Origin of the sequence: Pantoea sp. A4, from assembly GCF_000295955.2 — a bacterium.
GTDB classification, from domain to species: domain Bacteria; phylum Pseudomonadota; class Gammaproteobacteria; order Enterobacterales; family Enterobacteriaceae; genus Pantoea; species Pantoea multigeneris.
In genome coordinates this window covers 80895-104589 of sequence record NZ_ALXE01000044.1, presented here as the reverse complement: position 1 = coordinate 104589, position 23695 = coordinate 80895, and the positions used below count along the sequence as shown (strand labels likewise).

General features: G+C 52.3%; 20 protein-coding genes. 6 read left to right on the top strand and 14 right to left on the bottom strand.

Going from position 1 to position 23695, the window contains the following annotated elements; translation table 11 throughout:
* Window positions 1-371: 371 nt before the first annotated feature.
* The gene (gene typA, locus B880_RS0118185; RefSeq protein WP_017348884.1) at window positions 372-2192 is read left to right on the top strand and encodes a ribosome-dependent GTPase TypA; all 1821 of its coding nucleotides are present in this window, start codon (window positions 372-374) and stop codon (window positions 2190-2192) included.
* An 81-nt stretch (window positions 2193-2273) separates the two neighbouring features.
* On the opposite strand, the gene B880_RS0118180 is transcribed toward typA, so the two are convergent.
* Window positions 2274-2786, bottom strand: coding sequence for an Ail/Lom family outer membrane beta-barrel protein (locus tag B880_RS0118180; protein ID WP_017348883.1), 513 nt, complete (start codon window positions 2784-2786; stop codon window positions 2274-2276).
* Window positions 2787-3117: 331 nt separating this feature from the next.
* Between B880_RS0118180 and yihX the strand changes: the two genes are divergently transcribed.
* The 4 genes from yihX to fabY are packed head-to-tail and all read left to right on the top strand — an operon-like array spanning window position 3118 to window position 6018.
* Complete coding sequence (gene yihX, locus B880_RS0118175; RefSeq protein WP_017348882.1) at window positions 3118-3708, top strand: glucose-1-phosphatase; 591 nt, start codon at window positions 3118-3120, stop codon at window positions 3706-3708.
* Window positions 3705-4577, top strand: coding sequence for a virulence factor BrkB family protein (locus B880_RS0118170; RefSeq protein ID WP_017348881.1), 873 nt, complete (start codon window positions 3705-3707; stop codon window positions 4575-4577). Before yihX ends, B880_RS0118170 begins: the two co-directional genes overlap by 4 nt.
* Complete coding sequence (gene dtd / locus B880_RS0118165; protein WP_017348880.1) at window positions 4574-5011, top strand: D-aminoacyl-tRNA deacylase; 438 nt, start codon at window positions 4574-4576, stop codon at window positions 5009-5011. Before B880_RS0118170 ends, dtd begins: the two co-directional genes overlap by 4 nt.
* A gap of 59 nt (window positions 5012-5070) precedes the next feature.
* Window positions 5071-6018 (top strand): fatty acid biosynthesis protein FabY, encoded by a 948-nt coding sequence (gene fabY, locus B880_RS0118160; protein WP_017348879.1) that lies wholly within the window; start codon window positions 5071-5073, stop codon window positions 6016-6018.
* 33 nt (window positions 6019-6051) lie between these two features.
* Here the strand turns inward: fabY and B880_RS0118155 are convergent, their stop codons facing one another.
* The 8 genes from B880_RS0118155 to gmk all read right to left on the bottom strand — a co-directional run bounded on the left by B880_RS0118155 (window position 6052) and on the right by gmk (window position 16226).
* Window positions 6052-7731 (bottom strand): AsmA family protein, encoded by a 1680-nt coding sequence (locus B880_RS0118155; RefSeq protein WP_026042756.1) that lies wholly within the window; start codon window positions 7729-7731, stop codon window positions 6052-6054.
* A gap of 121 nt (window positions 7732-7852) precedes the next feature.
* Entirely contained in the window at window positions 7853-9241 is a 1389-nt protein-coding gene (locus B880_RS0118150) for a nucleobase:cation symporter-2 family protein (protein WP_017348877.1), read from the bottom strand.
* A 229-nt stretch (window positions 9242-9470) separates the two neighbouring features.
* On the bottom strand, window positions 9471-10223 hold the full coding sequence (gene glnH / locus B880_RS0118145) for a glutamine ABC transporter substrate-binding protein GlnH (protein ID WP_017348876.1): 753 nt from the start codon (window positions 10221-10223) through the stop codon (window positions 9471-9473).
* Window positions 10224-10372: 149 nt separating this feature from the next.
* Entirely contained in the window at window positions 10373-12451 is a 2079-nt protein-coding gene (gene recG / locus B880_RS0118140; RefSeq protein WP_017348875.1) for an ATP-dependent DNA helicase RecG, read from the bottom strand.
* Window positions 12451-13143 carry a tRNA (guanosine(18)-2'-O)-methyltransferase TrmH gene (gene trmH / locus B880_RS0118135; RefSeq protein WP_026042755.1) on the bottom strand — a complete coding sequence of 231 codons (693 nt, stop codon included), beginning with the start codon at window positions 13141-13143 and terminating at the stop codon, window positions 12451-12453. Before trmH ends, recG begins: the two co-directional genes overlap by 1 nt.
* Window positions 13144-13146: 3 nt before the next feature.
* Window positions 13147-15252 (bottom strand): bifunctional GTP diphosphokinase/guanosine-3',5'-bis pyrophosphate 3'-pyrophosphohydrolase, encoded by a 2106-nt coding sequence (spoT, locus tag B880_RS0118130; RefSeq protein ID WP_017348873.1) that lies wholly within the window; start codon window positions 15250-15252, stop codon window positions 13147-13149.
* A gap of 20 nt (window positions 15253-15272) precedes the next feature.
* Window positions 15273-15548 (bottom strand): DNA-directed RNA polymerase subunit omega, encoded by a 276-nt coding sequence (gene rpoZ / locus B880_RS0118125; protein ID WP_017348872.1) that lies wholly within the window; start codon window positions 15546-15548, stop codon window positions 15273-15275.
* A gap of 54 nt (window positions 15549-15602) precedes the next feature.
* The gene (gene gmk, locus B880_RS0118120) at window positions 15603-16226 is read right to left on the bottom strand and encodes a guanylate kinase (RefSeq protein ID WP_017348871.1); all 624 of its coding nucleotides are present in this window, start codon (window positions 16224-16226) and stop codon (window positions 15603-15605) included.
* 248 nt (window positions 16227-16474) lie between these two features.
* Here gmk and ligB point away from each other — a divergent pair, with 248 nt between their 5' ends.
* The gene (gene ligB, locus B880_RS0118115; RefSeq protein WP_026042754.1) at window positions 16475-18196 is read left to right on the top strand and encodes an NAD-dependent DNA ligase LigB; all 1722 of its coding nucleotides are present in this window, start codon (window positions 16475-16477) and stop codon (window positions 18194-18196) included.
* Here ligB and B880_RS0118110 read toward each other — a convergent pair.
* The 5 genes from B880_RS0118110 to lpxP form a co-directional block, all read right to left on the bottom strand.
* On the bottom strand, window positions 18161-18778 hold the full coding sequence (locus B880_RS0118110; RefSeq protein WP_017348869.1) for a trimeric intracellular cation channel family protein: 618 nt from the start codon (window positions 18776-18778) through the stop codon (window positions 18161-18163). The genes ligB and B880_RS0118110 overlap by 36 nt on opposite strands.
* A 162-nt stretch (window positions 18779-18940) precedes the next feature.
* The gene (locus B880_RS0118105) at window positions 18941-19336 is read right to left on the bottom strand and encodes a hypothetical protein (protein ID WP_017348868.1); all 396 of its coding nucleotides are present in this window, start codon (window positions 19334-19336) and stop codon (window positions 18941-18943) included.
* Window positions 19337-19462: 126 nt separating this feature from the next.
* Window positions 19463-20605, bottom strand: a complete 1143-nt coding sequence (locus tag B880_RS0118100; protein ID WP_017348867.1) for an alanine racemase — start codon at window positions 20603-20605, stop codon at window positions 19463-19465.
* Between the two features lie 116 nt (window positions 20606-20721).
* Window positions 20722-22155 (bottom strand): efflux transporter outer membrane subunit, encoded by a 1434-nt coding sequence (locus B880_RS0118095; protein WP_017348866.1) that lies wholly within the window; start codon window positions 22153-22155, stop codon window positions 20722-20724.
* A gap of 228 nt (window positions 22156-22383) precedes the next feature.
* The gene (lpxP, locus tag B880_RS0118085; protein ID WP_017348865.1) at window positions 22384-23307 is read right to left on the bottom strand and encodes a kdo(2)-lipid IV(A) palmitoleoyltransferase; all 924 of its coding nucleotides are present in this window, start codon (window positions 23305-23307) and stop codon (window positions 22384-22386) included.
* Window positions 23308-23695: the final 388 nt, after the last annotated feature.

Genomic DNA, 23695 nt, shown 5'->3' with positions numbered 1-23695 from the left:
CTCGGGTGGAAGACATCCTGACTAAGATCTCGGCAAGCTCTGCAACCGTCGTAAAACTGTCGTTTTCGCTTGAAAGATATAAAGCGAATTCTGTGCCAACTTTTCAGTCGAGGGCAAAATCGCGCTATACTGCGCCCTCTCATGAAACGGAGACTGCACCAGTATGGAAGAGATGCACCAAAAGTGTGCTTTTTATTTGTGTGTAGGCACTGTTTTGGTGCAAAAACCGAGTTCAGTGCGAATCCTGCACCATCATTGATGCGGGAAATGACCGTTGAATTAAACTTTACCGCGTAAAGTGTGATCGTATTCAGTCTTCCGCTTAATCCGTGTACAATAGCGCGCTATTTCTAAATGCCTGAGGCAAAGCTGTGATCGAAAATTTGCGTAACATCGCCATCATCGCGCACGTTGACCATGGTAAGACCACCCTGGTTGATAAACTGCTACAACAGTCCGGTACTTTTGATGCCCGTACCGAAGCGACTGAGCGCGTAATGGACTCCAACGATTTGGAGAAAGAGCGTGGGATCACCATCCTCGCTAAAAACACCGCCATCAAATGGAACGACTACCGTATCAACATCGTTGACACCCCAGGACACGCCGACTTCGGTGGTGAGGTAGAGCGTGTAATGTCTATGGTGGACTCGGTGCTGCTGGTCGTTGATGCGATGGATGGCCCGATGCCGCAAACCCGCTTCGTGACCAAAAAAGCCTTTGCTCATGGTCTGAAGCCAATTGTTGTTATCAACAAGATTGACCGTCCAGGCGCACGTCCTGACTGGGTTGTTGATCAGGTGTTTGACCTGTTCGTTAACCTCGATGCGACTGACGAGCAGTTAGATTTCCCTATCATTTATGCTTCAGCGCTGAATGGTATCGCCGGTCTGGATCACACCGACATGGCAGACGACATGACCCCGCTGTATCAGGCGATTGTTGATCGTGTTTCTCCACCACAGGTTGAAGTTGAAGCGCCATTGCAGATGCAAATCTCGCAGCTGGACTACAACAACTACTTGGGTGTTATCGGCATTGGCCGCATCAAGCGCGGTAAAATCAAGCCGAACCAGCAGGTCACTATCATTGATAGCGCAGGCAAAACCCGTAACGGTAAAGTCGGTAAAGTACTGGGCCACCTCGGTCTGGAACGTATTGAAAGCACCGAAGCAGAAGCTGGCGATATCATCGCGGTAACTGGCCTGGGCGAGCTGAACATCTCTGACACCATCTGCGATACGCAGAATGTGGAAGCGCTGCCAGCCCTGAGCGTCGATGAGCCAACCGTAACCATGTTCTTTAACGTCAACACCTCACCTTTCTGCGGTAAAGAAGGTAAGTTCGTGACCTCGCGCCAGATCCTTGAGCGCCTGAACAAAGAACTGGTTCACAACGTTGCTCTGCGCGTTGACGAAACCGAAGACTCGGATGCATTCCGCGTTTCTGGTCGTGGTGAGCTACACCTGTCTGTTCTGATCGAAAACATGCGTCGTGAAGGTTTCGAACTGGCGGTATCCCGTCCGAAAGTTATCTTCCGTGAGCATGAAGGTCGCAAGCAGGAGCCATTCGAGAACGTAACCCTCGACATCGAAGAAACCCACCAGGGTTCTGTGATGCAGGCGATGGGTGAGCGTAAGGGTGATCTGAAGAACATGGACCCAGATGGCAAAGGCCGTGTGCGTCTTGACTACAGCATCCCAAGCCGTGGTTTGATTGGCTTCCGTAACGAATTCATGACCATGACTTCAGGTACTGGTCTGCTGTACTCCACCTTCAGCCACTACGACGATGTTCGTCCAGGCGAAGTGGGCCAGCGTCAGAACGGTGTACTGATCTCTAACGGCCAGGGTAAAGCAGTAGCATTCGCACTGTTCAGCCTGCAGGATCGCGGTAAGCTGTTCCTGGGTCACGGTGCTGAGGTTTATGAAGGCCAGATTATCGGTATTCACAGCCGTTCAAACGACCTGACTGTAAACTGCCTGACCGGTAAAAAACTGACTAACATGCGTGCGTCAGGTACCGATGAAGCAACCACTCTGGTTCCGCCTCAGAAAATGACGCTGGAACAGGCTATCGAGTTCATCGATGATGACGAACTGGTAGAAGTGACTCCACTGTCAGTACGTATTCGTAAACGTCACCTGACTGAGAACGATCGTAAGCGCGCTTCACGCGGCAGCAAAGAGTAATCGAGCTGTTTGATTGCGCCAGTCTGGCGCATCAAAGATCAGTAATAAAAACCCCGTACTCAGGTGCGGGGTTTTTTTATGTCAGAACTTCCAGCCAGCGCCTAATGTATAAGTACTGATGCGTCGTTCATACAGCTTTGTTCCTTCATAGCTGGCATCAAGAAACACATTCTCTACCGGATAGACCTGAAATCCGACGCTGTAAACCATGCCGGTTTTATCGTGTTGGCCCTTCTCTTTGTGTGTGCCATTCGTCGCGGTATATTTTTCGCCTAATCTGGCAGCACCTAACATGGCATACGGACGTAACCACGGCGTGCTCTCATAACTCAGACCACCCTGTAATGAATGGTAGGTCACCTTACTGATTACCCAATTACCCCGTAGGTCTTCAGCCGTGCTTTGTGCGGCATAGCTGTAAGAGGTCATTAAACCCAGCGGGCTATTGTCTGGCTGATAGCCCGCTTTGACATTCATACCATTCAGATTGCTGCCTTCGAATCGGCTTGTTGCCCAGCCTGCTGAGAGCGTGATGCTTTCAGCAAGTGCCGATCCCGACAGTGTGAGTAACAGAGCCATCAGTGGATATTTCATTCTTTCCTCTTTCATTGAACTTTAAAAGTTCAGTCTAAGGAGTCGTACTATTACCGCCCAGACAGACTGGTCTCGATAATATTCATGCAAGGGAAAACAGACAAAATAGTGCCAGATAAACAGGGTATTGCTGAAACTCCGACGCGGCGAGAGCAGAAAGTGATTGGGGTAAAATTCAGTTATCCGCGTTAGCGATCGCATGAAACCCATGCTCAGATACACACGCCTTTTACGACGTATCGCGCAACCGCTGTTTTCCTGAACATCGTGCCTGTTCAGCATCTGTTTTTCCCGCTAGAGTGAATACTCCAGGGAAAATGCAGGAGGCTATATGCTTTACATTTTTGATTTGGGCAATGTGATTGTAGATATCGACTTCAACCGCGTGCTCGGCGTCTGGAGCAATCTGGGTCGAGTCCCTTTGGCGAACCTGCAAAGTCGCTTTCATCTTGGAGAGGCGTTCGAATATCACGAACGCGGAGAGATCAGTGACGAGGAGTTCGCAGCAAGATTATGTGCTGAACTGGATGTCGCACTCAGCTATCCTCAATTCGAAGCGGGCTGGCAGGCTATTTTTGTCGGCGTACGGCATGAAACGCTGGCGATCATGCAGCAGTTGCGCCAGCAGGGAGAGCGGGTTGTTATTCTCTCCAACACCAATAAGCTTCACACCCAATTCTGGCCGAGCCAGTACCCGGAAGTGCAGCAGTCAGCCGATCATATTTATCTCTCGCAAGAGCTAGGGATGCGTAAACCTGAAGCACGTATCTATCAGCATGTGTTAGCGCAGGAAGGGTTTAGCGCTGAGCAGGCGGTATTCTTTGACGACAACCAGGATAACATCAACGCGGCCAGGGCCCTCGGTATCACCAGCGTATGGGTCGAGGATAGCCGTACTGTGCCGGGTTGGTTTGCACGGTGAAGCAGTGGCACTATGCGCACCACGGTTGCCATGCCTTTTTACTCTGGCTGAAGCTGCTGTGGCGGCGTATTAATGAAGACAAGATGACCACGCATGCGGGAAATCTGGCCTATGTCTCTTTGCTGGCGCTGGTCCCGCTGATTGCCGTGGTTTTTGCCCTGTTTGCCGCATTCCCGGTGTTCTCTGATATCAGCGTGCAGCTAAAAAACTTCATCTTTAATAATTTTGTGCCCGCTGCGGGTAGTGTTATCCAGCGCTATCTGGAGCAGTTTGTCACCAACGTTAATAAAATGACGGCGGTGGGTGCGGTTGGTTTAATTGTCACTGCGCTGCTGCTGATGCATTCGGTGGACAGCGCACTTAATGAGATCTGGCGCTCTCACAAAAAACGTCCTCTGGTTTACTCGTTTGCCGTGTACTGGATGATTCTTACGCTCGGTCCACTGCTCGCAGGTGCAAGCCTGGCAATTAGCTCCTATTTGCTCTCGCTGCGCTGGGTTAACGTCACAGGCGTTACCGGGCTCATCGATCATGCTTTACGCATCTTTCCCTTACTCCTCTCCTGGTTGGCTTTTTGGCTGCTCTACAGCCTTGTCCCGGTGAAGCGGGTAAAACCACGGGATGCTCTGATCGGTGCGCTGGTTGCGGGTGCGTTGTTTGAGCTGGGTAAAAAAGGATTTGCCCTCTATGTTACGATGTTCCCTTCGTATCAGTTAATTTATGGCGTTTTGGCCGTGGTGCCAATTCTGTTCCTGTGGGTCTACTGGACCTGGTGTATTGTGTTATTGGGTGCGGAAATTACGGTCACACTTGAGGATTATCGCCTGTTTAAACAACAAGAAAGAGAAAAAGAACGAGAGGAATTATGATTGCGTTAATTCAACGTGTACGTCACGCCAGTGTAAAGGTAGACGGCGCGGTGGTTGGAAAAATTGATCAGGGATTGTTGGTTCTTCTCGGTGTTGAGCAGGGCGATGATGATAAAAAAGCCCAGCGACTGAGTGAGAAAGTGCTGGGATATCGCGTCTTCAGCGATGAACAGGGAAAAATGAACCTCAATGTTCAGCAGGTTGGCGGCAGCGTTTTAGTTGTGTCGCAGTTTACCCTCGCCGCAGATACCCAGAGCGGAATGCGCCCCTCTTTTTCCAAAGGTGCCGCACCAGCAGAGGCTAACCGCCTGTACGAATGCTTTAGTGACAACTGCCGTCGTCAGGGAATAAACACTGAAAATGGCCGTTTTGCTGCAGATATGCAGGTATCGCTAGAGAACGATGGTCCAGTCACCTTTTGGTTGCAGGTTTGAGTCTGTTAGCTGAGCGGCAAGGGATTGGTCAGGCTAGCAGCGAACGGGAGAACCCCTTTATGTATCATCTTCGTGTACCACAAACCGCCGAAGAGCTGGAAACCTACTACCAGTTCCGCTGGGAAATGCTGCGTAAGCCACTACACCAACCCAAAGGCTCTGAGCGAGATGCCTGGGACGCCTTAGCACATCACCAAATGGTGGTGGATGAACACGGTGCACTGGTCGCCATTGGCCGGTTATATATCAACGCAGAAAACGAAGCAGCAATCCGTTTTATGGCCGTTGATCCTTCCGTTCAGGGGAAAGGACTGGGGACACTGGTGGCGATGACGCTGGAGTCGGTTGCGCGTCAGGAAGGGGCAAAACGTATTACCTGTAGCGCCCGTGAAGACGCCGTCGGCTTCTTTGCCAAACTGGGCTACGTGAATCAGGGTGAAATCACGGCGGCGCAAACGACACCGTTACGCCACTTTTTGATGATAAAACCGATCGTCACACTGGATGACATTCTGCATCGTGCAGACTGGTGTGGGCAATTGCAGCAGGCCTGGTATGAGCATATCCCTCTCAGTGAAAAAATGGGGGTGCGCATACTGCAATACACCGGGCAAAAATTCATCACTACCATGCCTGAAACGGGAAATCAGAACCCTCATCACACCTTGTTTGCGGGGAGCTTATTCTCTCTGGCAACCCTCACGGGATGGGGCTTGATTTGGCTGTTACTGCGCGAGCGCTGTCTGGGCGGGACAATTATTCTGGCCGATGCGCATATTCGCTATAGCAAACCGATTCAGGGGCGGCCTGGCGCGATCGCCGATTTAGGTTCACTGAGTGGCGATCTCGATCGTCTGGCGCGGGGTCGCAAAGCACGGGTACAGATGGAAGTTGAACTGTTTGGCGATGAAGAGTGTGGTGCGGTGTTTGAAGGTGTTTACATTGTTCTGCCAGCCGATCCGGATGAGCCGCTGGAAGAGGGCGGTTCCGGAGCGCGTATCAACTAACCAAGAAAAACGGGGCTAACAAGCCCCGTTTTTTTAAGGGAGTTGTCCGGCGTGCAGGGTCTGTTGCTGTGACTGGCTGTCGGTCTGAATATTCAGGGTTGCGTTAACCGAGGGCCTTAAAGGTGATGCTGCCGCCAGCGATGCCTTCAGTTCCAGTTGGAGGTTGCTGTCACCCTCCAGGGCAATTTGCGGCCATCCCCAGTTTTGCAGCACATTCACCGGTACCCCACGACCTTTGAGGCTGAGAGATAATGGGCGTTCAGGTTGCTGGCCAATATTGGCAGTCCCTTCAAGCAGTCCTTTGTTATTAAAAGCGCTCATCTCAGTAATTTGAATCCCACTCTCATTGGCCGCTAGCGTCAATGAAGGATGGCGCAAGTCTGTGCGGTTAAACGTGGCTTCGGCGGCGTTGAAGCTGGCTTGACCCTCCCAGATCCCCCACTGTTGCTGCTTAGCCAGTAACAGATTGCTGGCGTTGCCATCCAGTGAAGTCATCTGGAATGGCCAGGCAGGATTAATATCTATCACCAGGTTGTGATTAAACTGTGCTCGTTGTACCAGCACGCTCTCCAGCCATTCAGGCAGGGCTGCTTGCCATTTATCCCGCCAGTCTTGTGGCAGCGTATACTCCAGCCCGGCTACGGCGAGGTTGTTCAGCGTCAGGCGTTTATCACTCCGTGTCCAGTTACCATCAGCACGTACTACACCGTTCACCCAGCGTGAGCTGAACTGCTTCAGGGCAATACCCTGTGTGGAAAAGTCAGCGGCAATAATGGGATCGTTTAACGTCAGGCTGCCATTAATAAAGTTACCGGCATTGAGGACCAACGAGCCATCTTCACTTTGCCAGTCACCGTTGTTCCACGTCAGATTTTTCAGCGTCAGATCAAGGTCGGTCACCGCCCAGTCGGGGCCTTGCAGGCGTGCATCGGTCATATCCAGACGGTTGATTGCAATCGACGGACCGCCAAGGAATTGTTGCAGGAAATCGTGCAGATTATCTGCGGACTGGTAACGGATATCGTTCAGACGCAACTGATTAATATCCCAGTTGCCTGCGGCGTCACGGCTGGCGCTGCCGGTCATTGAGCCCCGCGCGATATCCGCACCCACATTGGTCAACTGCAGGTTACCCTTATCTACACTTCCTTCAATCAGAACGTTTTCACCGACGACTTTATTCAGCTCCAGGCGTTTGGCACTGAGGCGGAATTGGGTATCGTGACCCAGCAGATCGTGTTGGCCTGGTTGCCAGGGCGTAATGCCGCCGTTCACCGCAACGGAAGAAAAGGCCTGGCGATGAGCAGGGCTGTCGATACGCATATTATGCAGTTGTAACCGGTCAGCTTGCATCGGTAGCGTCGTGTCATCGGTCAGGTTAGCCAAATTAGCCGTGCCATCACTCAGCCCAATACTGGCGAAATGGAGCGGGTCGCTAAACTGCACCAGTGAAAGGCCAAGATCGACCTTAGCGACCACGATCACTGCCGGTTGGCCATCATGACCAAAGCTAAAATCATCCAGAATGATATGTGAGGGCGAAGAGAAGTTGTGCTCAATTTTACTGATCGAGAGATGCCATGCAGTTTTATCGCTGATCCAACGGCTGAGCCAGCCTGCTCCCCACTGTGTCTGGAGCATGACGTAGATCACCACAAAGCTGAAAACAATCAGCAGCAGTAAGGTGAGGAAAAATTTGCCGAGGAATTTCATCGCATCCATCCCGAGAGTTATCCGGTGAGTGGTTGTTATGCCTGAATTACCGTTACAGCTCAACAGCCTGGATGTAAAGAGGGATAAATAGCAGGCAGGCGCATGGCCTGCCTGCTGGCTGTTATTTTTCCTGCGGGAAGATGAGGTTCAGCACGATGGCGGTAATTCCACCTGCGGCAATACCTGAAGAGAGCAGGGTTTTGAGCCAGTCTGGGGCGAATTGCAGGATCAGTGGCTGCTGAGAAACACCCAGACCCACGGCCAGCGACAGCGCGATAATCATGATGGCACGGCGATTGAGCGGCTCACGTGACACGATACGCACGCCAGAGGCAGCAATGGTGCCGAACATGACAATCGTTGCACCACCCAGCACGGGTTCTGGAATGTGCTGCACAAAGCCGCTGACTGCCGGGAACAGGCCCAACAGAACCAGCATCAGTGCGACGACAAACCCAACATAACGGCTGGCAACTCCAGTTAACTGGATAACGCCATTATTCTGGCCAAAGCAGGAGTTAGGGAAGGTATTAAACAGCGCTGAGACGCAGGAGTTGAGGCCATTCGCCAAAACGCCCCCTTTCAGGCGCTTCATATACAGTGGGCCGCTGACGGGTTGCTCTGATACATCTGAAGTGGCGGTGATATCACCAATGGTTTCCAGTGAGGTCACCATAAATACCAGCATCAGTGGGATCAACAGGTTCCAGTCAAAGCCAAGGCCATAATAGAAAGGCTTCGGAATGGCGATAAGGTCATGATTGGTGGTAGCGGTGGACGTTGGCAGCATATCCATTGCCCATGCGGCCAGATATCCCACTGCCATCGCGATCACCAGGGAAGCCACACGCAGGTAGGGGTTACGCTGACGGTTGAGCAAGATAATCACCGCCAACACAATCCCGGCCAGCAGCAGGTTCTTCGGTGCACCGAAAGTATGGTCGCTCATGGCGGCAAAGCCTCCGCCGATGGAGGTCAGGCCGACCTGGATCAGTGACAGGCCGATAATCATCACCACAATCCCAGAAACCAGCGGCGTAATCACTCGACGTGCCAGATGCAGCACCCGGGACAACACCATTTCGGTGCAGGAGGCAATCATCAGGGTGCCAAACAGTGCCGCCATCATGGTCGGTACATCAGCTCCGCCATTTTTGAGCGCCATACCACCCATGATCAGGGGAGAGACGAAGTTGAAACTGGTGCCTTGAATAGACAGCAAGCCAGAGCCGACCGGTCCCCAGGTTTTAATTTGCAAGATTGAAGCAACGCCCGAGGCGAACAGTGACATGCTGATAATATGCTGGGTATCTTGTGCTGGTAGACCCAGCGCCTGGCAAATCAGCAGTGCCGGAGTGATCACCGCCACAAACATTGCCAGCAGATGCTGGCATGCAGCAAACAGGGTTTGCGGCAGCGGCGGGCGGTCTTCAAGGCGGTAAATCAGTTCGCTTTTTGCCTGACCAGCAGGACTGGATGGCTGATGCGGATCGGCAGTTTTGGTCGACATCTCAAGGTTCTCAATCACAACAAAGGGGCGATTTTAACCGGTTGCGCGCTGAAAGCAATCGTTTGCAAAGCGTCGACAAATGTGAAAATGCGCATCCAGAGTCAGCTCGCAAATTTGCGGATTTTAGGCGGGATTTTTGTCGAGGTTTTCCTGGCGGCTGATAAATGAAAGTTGATTATTACGGTGAGACTGAAAATAAGTTATGCCGGGTTTCCCCGGCATATAAACATTATTTTGGCTGTTTATTAAACCATTTAACGTAGATTTTGTTATAGGTGCCATCAGCACGTAAATCTTTCAGCGCGGCATTAACCTTTGGTGTCAGGCTGCTGTTTTTCTGCATCGCAAAACCGTATTGCTGTGGCAGGATGCTGTCCGTTTCTCCGGTTGATTTGACTTTGCCATCTCCCGCAGTCTTCACGTAATACAGCACATTGGGTGAGTCATGTACAACCGCATCCAGATTGCCGGCTTGCAGGTCGAGATACGCGTTATCGATATTAGGGAACTCAACGTAGTTAGCTTTATATTTGGCTTTCATAAAGCTGGCCGCTGCGGTGCCCTGTTTTAAACCCACGCGCTTTCCTGCTAAGTCACTGAATTTTGTGATTGAGGTGTCGCTGCTTTTTACTGCCATGAGTAAGTCGGCGTTATAGTAGCCATCACTAAAATCGACCACTTTTTTACGTGCATCGGTAATGGTAATACCCGCCATGGCGACGTCGAGGTTACGTGCCTGCAAACCAGGAATCAGTCCGCTGAAATCCATTGGATGTAATTCATAACTTACGTGAATTTTTCTGGCGATCGCATCCCAGAGATCAATATCAAAACCAACATATTTATCACCCTGCTTGAATTCAAAAGGAACAAAAGCAGTATCAACACCCACCATAATTTTATCTTGTGCCAGTGTGGAAAAGCTGGCGGAAAGAATTGCAACGGCGAATGTGGCTTTAAGCTTATTAATAATTGCTGACATGATAACCCCTGGCGTTAGTAAAATAACACGCAAAATTATGTTCTACTGCTGAAGTTCTGGGGTTTATAGTGCCGGATTCATTTGAATCCTGTCAACTCACCAATGATTCAGATGCATTCTGTTTTCTTATGACGCAGCCAGGGGCGAGATTAAGCGTTGCTGTAACGTGAAGTCTCTGGCAGCCAGCGCTCAATCAGGGCGACAGCTTGCTCAGGATAGTGCTGATGGATATGGCGCGCGACGCGTTGTACTTCGGGGATCATTTTCTGATCGCGCAGTAAATCGGCCACTTTAAATTCAGCATTGCCGGTTTGACGGGTGCCTAACAGTTCTCCAGGACCACGAATTTCCAGATCGTGTTGGGCAATCACAAAGCCATCATTACTGTCACGCAGGACTTGCAGGCGGCGCTGCGCGGTTTTACTCAGTGGCGCTTTATACAGCAGCACGCAGTGGGAGGCGACCGCTCCGCGCCCGACCCGGCCACGTAGCTGGTGCAACTGAGCCAGCCCTAGTCGCTCTGGGTTTTCGATAATCATCAAGCTGGCGTTTGGCACATCCACCCCAACTTCAATCACTGTTGTTGCCACCAGTAGCTGAATCTCATTGGCTTTAAATGCCTGCATGACGGCCTGTTTTTCCGCCGATTTCATCCGGCCATGGACCAGACCGACCTGTAAATCCGGCAGTGCTAATTTTAGTTCGGCCCAGGTCGCTTCTGCGGCCTGAGCTTCCAGCAGTTCCGACTCTTCAATCAGAGTGCAAACCCAGTAAGCCTGGCGCCCTTCACCACAGGCGAGACGCACGCGTTCAATAATATCGGCGCGGCGGCTATCTGGAATAGCGACGGTGGTGACCGGAGTACGGCCGGGCGGCAGTTCATCAATGGTTGATGTATCCAAATCGGCATATGCCGTCATTGCCAGCGTTCGCGGGATTGGTGTCGCGGTCATAATCAGCTGATGGGGATGGAAACCTTGCTCTTCCCCCTTTTCCCACAACGCCAGGCGTTGGTGTACGCCGAAGCGATGTTGTTCATCGATGATGACCAGAGCCAGCCCGTTAAACTGAACTTGCTCCTGGAAAAGGGCGTGCGTACCCACCACCATTGCGACCTGGCCGTTGGCAATCGCTTCCTGCTGCGCCAGACGTGCTTTGCCTTTTTGTTTACCGGCCAGCCAGCCAACGTCGAGGCCCAGCGGCATCAACCATTGGCGGAAGTTATTGGCATGCTGCTCTGCTAACAGCTCGGTAGGTGCCATCAAAGCAACCTGCTTGCCGTGGGCGATAACATTTAAAGCCGCCAGCGCAGCCACCAGCGTTTTACCGGAACCCACATCACCCTGTACCAGACGCATCATCGGGAAATTTTTTGCCAGGTCTTGCTCGATCTCGCGGCCAACACGCTGCTGCGCGCTGGTGGGAGAAAAGGGCAGAGCGGCTAACAGTTTGTCACTCAGTTCATGGCGCGCCGGCAGGGGTAAAGCGTAATGGCGCTGTGCGCCTGCTCGTACCGCCAGCATACTCAGATTATGTGCCAGTAACTCTTCCAGAATCAGTCTGCGTTGGGCGGGATGCTGCCCCTGCTCCAGCTCCGACAGGCGTAAATCTGGCGGCGGACGATGCAGTGTCCGCAGCGCATCCTGTAGGCTCATTAGCCCCTGGCTTAGCTGGGGCGGGAGCAGTTCTGCAATCGCACAGGTATCCAGCAACGTTAGCGCCTGATCGGTCAGATTACGCAATGTTGCCTGACGGACGCCTTCCGTCGTGGGGTAAACGGGTGTTAGCGTCTCTTCCAGACTGAGCGTGCTTTGTTCGCCCTGAATACGGTATTCGGGATGGATAATCTCAGCACCACGCTGCCCGCGTTTAATTTCGCCATAGGCGGTAACGCGTCGACCTGTGGCGAGGCTGTTTTTCATCCCGGCATTGAAATTAAAGAAACGCATTGCAAGCACACCGCTGCCATCGCTGATTTGGCACACCAGCATTCTGCGGCGACCAAAAGTGACTTCGGTATGGAGGACTTCACCTTCGACCGTCGCCCAGACGCCGGGCAACAGATCATTGATGCGATAGAGCTGCGTGCGATCTTCATAACGCAAGGGCAGATGCAGCAGAAGATCCTGAATGGTGTGGAGATGCAGTTTTGCCAGCTTAGCTGCCTGGCTGGCACCGACGCCGGTCAGGGTACTGAGCGGTATGGCATCCAGCAGACGACCCTGCATTATTTACCCGTAGACTGCATTGTGGCCCACCAGCTTGGGTCGGCTTCTACTTCGCCTTGCTGGTTAACGCGTGGATAAGGTAAGCCTTTCTGTTTTGCCACTCGTGCCAGAACCGGATAGCCGCCTTCGAACAATAAGCGCTGCTGCTCATCTTCTTCCAGGGTGCTATAGGTACGCTGATACATCCCGGCATTTTGTCGCTGGCGCTGGGCTTCATATAAAATCAGCGCGGAGGCAACGGACACATTGAGTGACTGCACCATGCCGACCATCGGGACAATAATATCCTGATCCGCCAGCGCTAAGGCCTCTGCGGTAATGCCGGTTTTCTCCTGCCCCATCAAAATACAGGTTGGGCGGGTATAGTCGATTTCACGGAAGTCGACGGCTTTGTCTGACAGATTGGTCGCCAGCACCTGCATGTTTTGGGCTTTAAGATGGCTCACCGCTTCAGCGATGTTTTGGTGCGTTTTGACTTTGACCCAGCTATTACTGCCCGCAGAAGAAGAAACCATGACCTTCATACGCTGGCTAGGCCATACGGCATGTACTTCATGGATACCCACAGCGTCAGCTGTGCGGATGACTGCAGAGACATTGTGCGGTTTGTGAACCTGCTCCATGCAGACGGTAAGGTCATGCTGGCGCAGGGCCAGCATCTCCTGGATTCGAGCAAAACGTTGAGCGTTCATGCACTAATTACGGTTTCGGTGAACTTTAATCACATCAGGCATCACGCGGATTTTTCGCATGATATTCGCCAGATGGACGCGATCGTTGGCGGTAAGGCGAATAAAGGCGCTGTATACGCGGCCATCGCGCTCTTCAGTATTCAGGCTTTGAATATTTGAGCTGGCGGTATTGATCGCTGCCGTCAGATTGGCTAATGCCCCCTGATGATTGAACATGTCGACTTTAATTTCGGCGACAAATTCCTGATCGGTCACTTTATCCCATTCCACCGGCATAAACTTCTCCGGCTCTTTTTGGTAACCGCGAATGTTGCGGCAGGATTCGTGATGCACCACCAGACCCTTACCTGGGCTGACATGCGCGATAATCGGGTCGCCTGGAATCGGACGGCAACACTTCGCAAAGGTGATCAGAACGCCATCGGCGCCCTTGATAGGCAGTTTGCCAGGTTTGCTGTTCGCCTGAACTGTTCCGCTCTGCTGTAGCAGATTTTTAGCCACGACGACGCTCATCGCATTACCGAGGCCAATTTCAGCCAGCAAATCGTCCAGCGTGGCGAGCTTCATACGCTCTAATTCGTGCTGTACAAAGTCAGCCGGGATTTCAGCCAGTTTACGGCTGCCACCCAATGCGTGGCTCAACAGACGACGCCCCAGATTGACGGAGTCTTCGCGCTTGAGGTTCTTCAATAGCTGGCGAATTTTAGCGCGAGCTTTGGAACTGACGACGAAATTAAGCCAGGCGGCATTAGGGCGAGCACCCGGTGCCGTTATAATTTCGACAGTCTGTCCGCTGGTCAGTGACTGCGAGAGCGGATAAGGCTGACGATCGACGCGTGCACCTACACAGGCGTGACCGATATCCGTATGAACGGCGTAAGCAAAGTCTACCGGGGTCGCGCCCGCTGGCAGTTCAACAATACGCCCTTCAGGCGTGAAGACGTAAATCTCATCTGGGAAGAGATCGGATTTTACGCTTTCGATAAATTCAAAGGAGTTACCGGCACTCTGTTGCAGCTCCAGCAGGCTTTGTAACCAGCGCTGAGCACGAATTTGTGCCGTAGTACCGCTTTCACCGGCCTGTTTGTAGGCCCAGTGTGCCGCAACACCCATTTCAGCCATCTGATCCATATCTTCGGTACGGATCTGAACTTCGACGGGCACGCCGTGCGGGCCAATCATCGAGGTATGCAGAGATTGATAGCCGTTAGCTTTGGGAATTGCGATGTAATCTTTGACACGTCCTGGACGTGGCTTATACAGACTGTGCATCTGGCCGAGCACGCGATAGCAGGTATCAACATCCTTCACGATGACGCGGAAGGCATAGATATCCATGATCGAGTGAAAACGCTGCTCTTTCAGGTGCATTTTACGGTAGATCGAATAGAGATGTTTCTCACGGCCACTGACACGGCAGGGAACACCGGCTTCCTGTAGGCGTCCGTCGATTTCAGAAAGGATCTTCTGAATCATCTCTTTTCGGTTACCGCGCGCCGCTTTCACCACCTCTTTAATCACCCGGAAACGATTCGGATAGAGGGCTTCAAAGCCAAGCTCTTCCAGTTCGGTTTTCAGGTGATGGATACCGAGACGGTGCGCCAGAGGGCTGTAAATCTCTAGCGTTTCCAGCGCGATGCGACGTTTTTTATCCGGTCGCAACGCGCCGAGGGTGCGCATGTTATGGGTGCGGTCAGCCAGTTTGATCAGAATGACGCGGATGTCTTGCACCATCGCCATGATCATCTTGCGAAAGTTTTCGGCCTGCGCTTCTTTCTTGTCGCGGAACTTCAGCTTATCCAGCTTGGATACGCCTTCCACCAGTTCGGCAACGCTCTTACCAAACAGCTGTTCCATATCCTGATAGGTTGCGGGCGTATCTTCGATGACATCGTGGAGCAGCGCGGCCATGAGTGTCTCATGGTCGAGCTTCATCTCGGCCAGAATACAGGCCACAGCAACCGGATGGGTAATGTAAGGCTCACCGCTGGAACGTGTTTGTCCCTCGTGAGCATCACGTGCAACAAGATAAGCTTGCTTGAGGCGCTTGATCTGCTCCTCTGGCAAGTATTTTTCAATCAGTTGATTGAGACTTTCAAACAGATACAAGGGTGACCTGCGGCTGGCTGTTAACGACGACCTTCAGCGATAGCAGTAACCGCTTGCAGTTCCGCAGCTTCCTGCTCTTGCTGTTCCTGGCGATCGCGCACATCCAGAATCTGGTTGGTGATCAAGCCTTCTTCGATTTCGCGCAGAGCGATAACGGTAGGTTTATCGTTCTCTTCTGGTACTAACGGATCTTTACCGCCTACCTGCATCTGACGTGCACGACGTGCAGCGACCAACACCAGGTCAAAACGGTTACCAATTTTTTCTACTGCGTCCTGAACGGTTACGCGTGCCATAGGTGTGCTACTCCACAGATGAAGAAATGACTGGGCATCATACTGAAAGTGACTTCAGACTGCCAATAGTTTGCTGATTAAAGCATCATGCCGCATTTTCTGCCGCGACATGCGCAGACGCTCGGCACGAATAATGTGTTTTAGATCGGTCAGCGCCAAATCGAAATCGTCGTTGATGATCAGATAATCGTATTCCGCGTAGTGGCTCATCTCAGCGACGGCCTGTTCCATACGACGGGTGATGACTTCTTCGCTATCCTGGCCTCGGCCACGCAAACGGCGATCCAGTTCATCGGTCGACGGTGGCAGAATGAAAATGCTGCGTGCGGCGGGCATTTTCTGCCGAATTTGCTGCGCGCCCTGCCAGTCGATATCCAGGAAAACGTCAACGCCAGTCGACAATACGTGCTCGATGGTTTTACGCGATGTACCGTAATAATTGTCAAACACCTGCGCGTGTTCAAGGAAGTCATCCGCAGCGATCATGCCTTCAAACTCTTCTTTGCTGACAAAGAAATAGTGTTCGCCATGAACTTCACCGGGACGCACGTTACGCGTGGTGTGAGAAACAGACACCTGCGTATCGTACAGTGGCTGTGTCTTTAACAGTGCCTGAATCAGGCTAGATTTACCTGCGCCGCTGGGGGCAGAAACAATAAAAAGCGTGCCTTGAGCCATGATCTTCTTGAATTGCGTAAAGAGCGGAGTTGATTTCCTGCACAGTATACACGGCTTAAGCCACTCTCGCAGCGTTTGCGCGAAAGCGTAGGGTAATTCTTTTTATCGAGCCCGGTCGCAAACGCTAATGAATACCCTGTATTTGCTGCTGATTGTTTGCGAGGGGCTTCCGGAAGAGGAAGATTTCACCTGGCAGCAATACGGGAAAGGCGCTGCAATAGCCGCCGGGAAAAACCGGAGGGTGAGTTATGCAGGGATGCTTTTTTGTACTCTTTTCACTGATGCTATTCGTCTGCCCAACCGTTGCCGTTGGGCTCTGTCCCGACTGGACACCCGCTCGTGCCGAAAAGGAAATGACGCAGTTACAGCAGCAACTTCGGTACTGGGATGATGCCTACTATCGCCAGGGGAAAAGCCTGATTGAAGACGCTGACTATGACCGTCTGACTCAGCGCCTACAAGACTGGCAAGCGTGCTTTTCACCCGAACTCGCACGCTATAGCCCGAACCTTCCCGATCAGGGTGGGCAGTGGCATCCGATAGCGCACACCGGAGTACGTAAGTTACGTACTGCTTTGGATGTCGCCTGGTGGATGCAAAATCGAGGCGAGGTCTGGTTACAGCCCAAAGTGGATGGCGTTGCAGTTACGCTGGTCTACCAACAAGGAAAACTGGTCTCTTTGATCAGCCGGGGAGATGGATTGAGAGGAGAAGAGTGGATAGCTAAAGCTCCCTTCATTCCCGCTATTCCGCTAAACATTTCTACGGATCTTGCTGAAGTGACGCTTCAGGGGGAATTGTTCCTGATGATGACCGGTCATCGTCAGTCGCAGGCGGGTGGAATGAATGCCCGCGCCCAGATTGCTGGAGCGATGATGAGTAAAAAGAATCCGCCCTTGCTGAGCCAGACAGGCATATTTATTTGGGCCTGGCCCGACGGGCCGCGCACCCTCTCACAGCGCCTGCAACAACTGACTGAGTGGGGCTTTCCTCTGGCCGAGCAGTGGAGTGAACGGGTAGCGAATGAAGACGAGGTCGCGGCCTTACGCGAACGGTGGTTCAGGCCACCGCTGCCGTTTGTGACGGATGGTGTGGTGTTACATCAGTCTGCGGTGCCGCAGGGAAAACACTGGCGTCCGGGGCAGGGAAGTTGGCTGGCAGCCTGGAAATATCAGCCGCCGCACGTCACTGCTGAAGTGCTTTCCGTGGCGTTTAACGTTGGGCGAACAGGTAAAGTCACAGTGGTGCTTAACGTGCAGCCGGTACAACTGGACGATAAAACAGTTCGGCGTGTTAGCCTGGGATCTGTGCGGCGCTGGCGCGAACGGGATATTGTGGCGGGAGACCAGATAACCTTGAGCCTTGCCGGACAGGGTGTGCCCAGGCTGGAACGGGTTATCTGGCGGGTGGAGGCACGTGACTACCCACAGCCACCCGCAGAGCAGTTCCATGCTTTGAGCTGTCTGGCTTTTTCCGCAGGGTGTCAGCCGCAGTTTCTGGCCCGTTTGGTGCATCTCAGCGGCAAGAAATCCCTCGCTATTTCGGGGATGCAACGCAGCAACTGGCTGCGCCTGATCGGCGAGGGAGATGTTTCACATCTGTTTTCCTGGCTGGCGTTGACGCCGGAACAGATTGCGCATGCCGGTGGTTTTACGCCGCAGCGTGCAGAGAAAGTCTGGCAGCAGCTACAGCAAACCCGTCGCCAGCCATTTCAGCGTTGGGTCGCAGCTCTCGGGCTACCCATACCACATCAGGCATTAAAGGCACTTGATGATGAAAGTTGGGAGCAGTTGCTGGCACGAGATCAGCAGGCGTGGCAGTTGTTACCTGGAATTGGCAATCAGTTGGCGCAACAGCTTGTGACGATGTTAGCGAATGAAGAGCTGCGTGCCCTGATACTGTTTCTCCAGCAGCAGGGCATTCCACAGACAGAGTTAGTGGTCGGCGTCGGGGTAATTGAAGATAGGTAAGCCAAGGCGGAAACGGAGTGCCAGCAAGCGCGAAGCGAAGCCAAACAGCAGAGTAATAATCACGACAACTTCGTTAGGCAACGCCGTTTTCAGCAGCAAAATATAGAGCCAGCCAGAAGCAAAGGCTATGCCGGCATAAATCTCTTTCTGGAACACCAGCGGAATCTGATTACAGAACATATCGCGCAGCACGCCGCCAAAAACACCCGTAACTACAGCGCTGATTGCGGCGATTAACATGGCATGACCGGTATCCAGTGCGACCTGAGCACCAATAATTGAGAAGACCACTAAGCCGAGTGCATCCAGTACCAGAAATACTTTGCGTAAATGCGTCATCAGGCGTGCGACTAAGGTGGTGATAACTGCAGCGGCTGCAACAATCATGATGTATTCAGGATGCTTAACCCAGCCCAGTGGATAGTGACCCAGCAGGATATCGCGCACTGATCCTCCGCCAATGGCGGTCACGGAGGCAATAATGATGACCCCAAACAGATCCATTTTACGTCGCCCGGCCGCTAACGCACCGGTCATGGCTTCTGCGGTGATGCCAATGATATACAGGACAGTTAATAACATAGTGGACTCCTCAAGAGAGGCGCTATGTTACTTCAGCTCTTGATGTTCGTCAGCCCGTGTACCGTGGAGGATGAAAAATAAAAATGATGCCGCAAGTAACCCGTTCAGGGTGCACAAAGCGGCTTCAGTTCTGAGCGTGCAATACCAATTTAATGCATTGTTTTATTTGGTTAATATTGCATCTAGTCGTGCCAGGTCTTTCTTCACCCAGGCGATGTCCTCAGCGTATTTCTCATCGGACATCAGCGGCTGACGATAAACGGTGATGAGAATTTGTGCCCCTGCCTCATTAGCGATGACGCGCATAGGCATATAGATCTCTTTACCAAAACCAGTATCGACCCAGTGATCCATTACGCCCAACGTGTTGTGCGGGGTAAAGCGAATTTTCACGCTCCCTTCAGGGCCAGTGGCGCGCCAGGCATTGCCCTCGGGTTCTAATGTGCCATTACTAATTCCTGATGCCCATTTGGCAAAGAACTCCGGCTTCCAGATGGTTTCATACAGATCTAACCAGTGTCGGGCTATGGTGATGCTTAGAGTTTGTGATGGCAGCATGATCCCTCCTGAAAAAGTGCTAAAAATGCATTAAAGCATGTCCGGCACAGCGGGAAAATGCCGTGTATGCAGAAGTGTGGAGTAAAAGCGGCTTTGGCAGTACGGGCCGAATGCCCGTACCTTAAGTTAAATAAACTGGCCGCGTGCGTCGATCAACATCAGTTGGCTATTGCCATCCTCTTCTCGTAGCACGTAGCTGTTCGACTGCGCCATGACAGCACAGCTGTGGTTCGGATAGATGCGAAGCAAGCTACCAGGCTCTGGCGTCACCCCGGACAGGTTAAGGAACCCGTGCTCTTCCGAAAGTTTAGCCACTTCCCATTGATTGCCATTTGCATCCATAGCAATCCCAAAGCCACTGGCATTTGTGCCGTGTGGGCCTTTGTCCGAGCTCAGCATTTTCGAGCCTGCATCAACAATGATGTAGTGAGCATTCACCGAAACCACGCGCGTTGTAACGCTCATGGCTAACTCGTTGGGCTGGCACAAGCCGAGCCGCCAGGCTGTCAGATCTAACAGCGCATAATTCCCGGGGCGAATCTCATTCACGCCTGCAGCAACGGGGGCTGCCAGCGCGGTAGGTGTGGAACCGACCGAGATGGGGCATTCGCTGACACCCTGCGCCAAAATGCGCTCGCGCAATGCCAGCAAAGTGGCGGCTTCTTGTTGGGCGATCTGTGCAATCGCATCCGGCGCACCAGCACCATAAGCGTGGCCCGCGTGAGCGACTAGCCCTGCGAAAGGGATGTGATGCATATTAAGCGCGTCGAGCAGTTCAAGTGCTTCATGACCGTCAGGATTAACCCCAATACGATGCAGGCCTACATCCACTTTAATAGCGACACGAACCCGATCGTTGGGCGTTATGCGCAATGCCTCCGCGATGGCTGCAACCGACCCCTGAGTCGCAACAATCAGCGTCAGTTGCGCCTGGTAGCGCCGCGCTTCTTCCAGTAATGGTTGCAATGTACTGGCAGTAACAAGGGGATAGGCCACCAGAATATCGCGTACGCCTGCACGCAGAAACACTTGTGCTTCACTGGGTTTGGAGGCCGTAACCCCTTGTGCTCCTAGCGCAATTTGCTGCTGAGCAATATAAACGCTTTTGTGGGTCTTAATGTGTGGACGTAATGCAACACCTGCCTGATTAGCTTTGTGCTGCATCTGCGCCAGATTACGTTGCAGTCGCAACGCATTGACTTCGATATACGGGGTGGGGCGATCGTCAAACAGCGGACAGGAAGCCTCGCGAGGCAGAGAAAACTCCATTCGTTGATCCTTTCACATGACATCGGCGAAAGGGGATAGTAAGCGGAAAACGAAAAGGAAAGCCAGACGGAAAGAGATAACGGGTAACCGCGGAGAGCAGTTACCCGTTAAGGCGATTATGGCTGGAAGCCACCGCCCAGATTTTCAATCAATACCACGGCAAGGTTAATCTGCTGTGCTTTCAACTCAACCATCTTCTCGTCGGATTCGATAAGCTGGTTCTGGATGCTCAACACGTCCAGGTAAGGGCGCAGACCGCCGGTGTATTCGCGATGCAGGTCTTCCCACGAGCTGTGAATCAGCTCATCAGCACTCTCTTCCTGGGCAATTTGATCCTGGAGTGAGGCCATCTGGGTAATGGTATCGCTAATATTGTTTACTGAGCTAATAAGTAGCTGGTTATAACGCGCTACGGCTAAGTCGTAGTCCGCATTGCTGGCCGCCAGATCCGCACGGCGTTTTCCACCGTCAAAGATAGGCAGTGACAGGCTTGGGCCAACGTTAAAGAAGCGGCTTGGGGCACCGAACAGGGCATCGCCCAGCAGTGAACGCGTCCCCGCTTCAGCCACCAGGTTGATATTCGGGTAGAACTCGGTGCGTGTCGCCGCGATAGTTTTCGAGGCGGCCTCAACGCGCCAGCGCGCCGCAACAACGTCCGGCCTACGACCCAGCAAGTCTGCGGGGATGGTGGTTGGCAGTGTTGCTTCAATCGGAATATTGATGGTGGTTGGTTTCAGGCTGTGCCAGTAGTCCGGCCCTTTACCGACCAGCGTTGAAAGCTGAATACCGGCATCGGTAACGGCTTGTTTAGCCGCAGTCAGAGAAGATTGTGCACTGCGTTGCTGTGAGAGCGCTTGCTTATATTGATAATCAGAAGCGAGGCCAGCAGAGACGTACTGCTGCTGGATTTTGGCAATGCCATCCGCGCGGTCAAGAGTATCTTTCGCCAGCTTTTGCTTCGCCCAGGCCAGATTCAGGTTGATCCAGCCACGAGTGACGTTAGCCGCCAGGGTGAGCTTACTCGCCTGGGTATCCAGTTCGCTGGCGCGCGCAGCACCAATGGCGGCTTCAGCGGCATCTTTCTGGCCGCCCCACAGGTCAAACGTATAGCTGGCGCTCAGGTTCGCAGTGCGCAGCGTACTGTAGCTTTTGCCCTGCAATAATGGGTCATCAACCTTGGCAACTCTCGAACGGGTAATCCCCGCATTCGCGTCCAGGGTTGGATAACGCGCAGCCTGAGCCGCGATCACGCCCGCGTTCGCCTTGGCCGCCTGTGCATTGACTACTTGCAGATCCGGGCTGGATGCCATGGCATCGCCAATCAAACGGTTGAGTTGGCCATCGTTAAACCCTTTCCACCACTCGGCTTTTGGCCAATTAGCGGGACTCAGTTTAGCGGATTTAAGCGTATCACTAGCCTGGAGTGTATTTGCATCCAGTTTATGATTACTGGTGTGCAGCCCATGAGGATTGGCGCAGCCAGCGAGCAAGGCACTAGCAATAGCGACACCGAGCATAGCACGGCGTTGAGCATGAAAAGGGATTGTCATGATTACCGGTCAGAAAAAAGAAATGGACACCATTACAAAAGGCTGCACAAATTTTGACAACCTGTTTTTCGTTAAGAATAGTTGATAAATGTTTGGCTGCCAGAAAAAAACCAGGAATTTTAAGATGATGTGACAAGGGTCATTTAATGCGGTTTGGGAGGCGGCGGCGCGGATGAAAAATTACCCGCGCCTTTTGCTGGCGCATTTCGTGCTGTGAAATGGTCAGTTTTAAACGTAGAGCGAAGCCTCACCCGGTGGACGGGTTTTAAAGCGGCGGTGCAGCCACAGATATTGCTCTGGTGCGCGCAAGATCTCGCTCTCAATCACTTTATTCATGTAAGCAGCAGCAGCCGCTTCATCATCGTGCGGGTAATTCTCCAGCGTTGGCCCAATGATAAGCTTATAGCCATCTTTGGCACTGTTACGAATCAGCACAATGGTCAACATGGCAGGCCTTGCCAGGCGTGACAGCACAAAGGTTCCGTTGGTGGTTGCCGCTTTTTCGACAGCGAACAACGGGGCAAAGGTGCTGCCTTTCGGGCCATAATCCTGGTCTGGCGCAAACCACACCGATTCACCCTGTTTTAATGCCTGAACCATGCCACGCAGATCGCGACGGTCAATCATGGCTTTGTTAGAACGCATGCGGCCTTTGGTTTGCGCCCACTCCATCGCACGATTGTTGTGCGGGCGATACATCGCCATCATGGGTTGGCACAACCCGCTGATACGTCCACCTAATTCCAGCGACATAAAGTGTACGCCAATCACCATCACTCCACGCTTTTGATCCTGTGCGGAGTGGAGGTTGTGGAGGCCGCTGACCTGGAACAGCTTCTTCACTTTACGGTCGGACCAGAACCAGGCAATACCGGTTTCCGCTAACGCCATCCCCAGCGAAGCAAAGTTAGCCGCGATCATTTTCTCGGCTTCCTCATCACTAATCCCTGGGAAGCACAGTTCGATGTTGCGACGCGTGATCCGCTCTCGGCGTTGCAGGAAGTGGCGCGACAGACGCCCAGCGCCCGCCCCAAGGCGAATCAAAACCGGATAAGGTAACTGCACCAGCAGCCAGAGAACACCAAGGCCAAACCAGGTAAACCAGTAGCGTGGGTGCAGCAGAGATGAGTTGAAGCAACTGCTATTTTTCATGACAACCTTCGTTGGGGCGAGCAAATGTAGCGCACAACCATTGGTTGTGCTTCTTCTTCAGACGTTACAGCCGTATAGGATGTGACCGGCAATGTAGCAAAAAGTGCCGTGATTAAAAGGTAAACTCTGCAATCAGCAGGATTTATTTCGTTTATGGTGCTATGAATTATCAATCAGTTCACTAATTTATTTCGTTTTTTTTGATTTAAATCATAAAGTTATTAATTTCACCATACTTTCTGTGTTTGCGTACTCAGATACAAAAACACATGATTAAGAATATGAAAAAATGGTTCCTTACGATTTATTTACATCTGTCTTGCGGCGAATATTCTTAAAAAATTAGGGGCCTGTTAATAACGACACATTAATTTTTTTTATTAGTATG

Coding starts and splice junctions, on each gene's coding strand:
- B880_RS0118180 (WP_017348883.1), bottom strand. CDS start 2,786: ATGAAATATCCACTGATGGCTCTGTTACTCACACTGTCGGGATCGGCA.
- yihX (WP_017348882.1), top strand. CDS start 3,118: ATGCTTTACATTTTTGATTTGGGCAATGTGATTGTAGATATCGACTTC.
- dtd (WP_017348880.1), top strand. CDS start 4,574: ATGATTGCGTTAATTCAACGTGTACGTCACGCCAGTGTAAAGGTAGAC.
- fabY (WP_017348879.1), top strand. CDS start 5,071: ATGTATCATCTTCGTGTACCACAAACCGCCGAAGAGCTGGAAACCTAC.
- B880_RS0118155 (WP_026042756.1), bottom strand. CDS start 7,731: ATGAAATTCCTCGGCAAATTTTTCCTCACCTTACTGCTGCTGATTGTT.
- B880_RS0118150 (WP_017348877.1), bottom strand. CDS start 9,241: ATGTCGACCAAAACTGCCGATCCGCATCAGCCATCCAGTCCTGCTGGT.
- glnH (WP_017348876.1), bottom strand. CDS start 10,223: ATGTCAGCAATTATTAATAAGCTTAAAGCCACATTCGCCGTTGCAATT.
- recG (WP_017348875.1), bottom strand. CDS start 12,451: ATGCAGGGTCGTCTGCTGGATGCCATACCGCTCAGTACCCTGACCGGC.
- trmH (WP_026042755.1), bottom strand. CDS start 13,143: ATGAACGCTCAACGTTTTGCTCGAATCCAGGAGATGCTGGCCCTGCGC.
- rpoZ (WP_017348872.1), bottom strand. CDS start 15,548: ATGGCACGCGTAACCGTTCAGGACGCAGTAGAAAAAATTGGTAACCGT.
- gmk (WP_017348871.1), bottom strand. CDS start 16,226: ATGGCTCAAGGCACGCTTTTTATTGTTTCTGCCCCCAGCGGCGCAGGT.
- ligB (WP_026042754.1), top strand. CDS start 16,475: ATGCAGGGATGCTTTTTTGTACTCTTTTCACTGATGCTATTCGTCTGC.
- B880_RS0118110 (WP_017348869.1), bottom strand. CDS start 18,778: ATGTTATTAACTGTCCTGTATATCATTGGCATCACCGCAGAAGCCATG.
- B880_RS0118105 (WP_017348868.1), bottom strand. CDS start 19,336: ATGCTGCCATCACAAACTCTAAGCATCACCATAGCCCGACACTGGTTA.
- B880_RS0118100 (WP_017348867.1), bottom strand. CDS start 20,605: ATGGAGTTTTCTCTGCCTCGCGAGGCTTCCTGTCCGCTGTTTGACGAT.
- B880_RS0118095 (WP_017348866.1), bottom strand. CDS start 22,155: ATGACAATCCCTTTTCATGCTCAACGCCGTGCTATGCTCGGTGTCGCT.
- lpxP (WP_017348865.1), bottom strand. CDS start 23,307: ATGAAAAATAGCAGTTGCTTCAACTCATCTCTGCTGCACCCACGCTAC.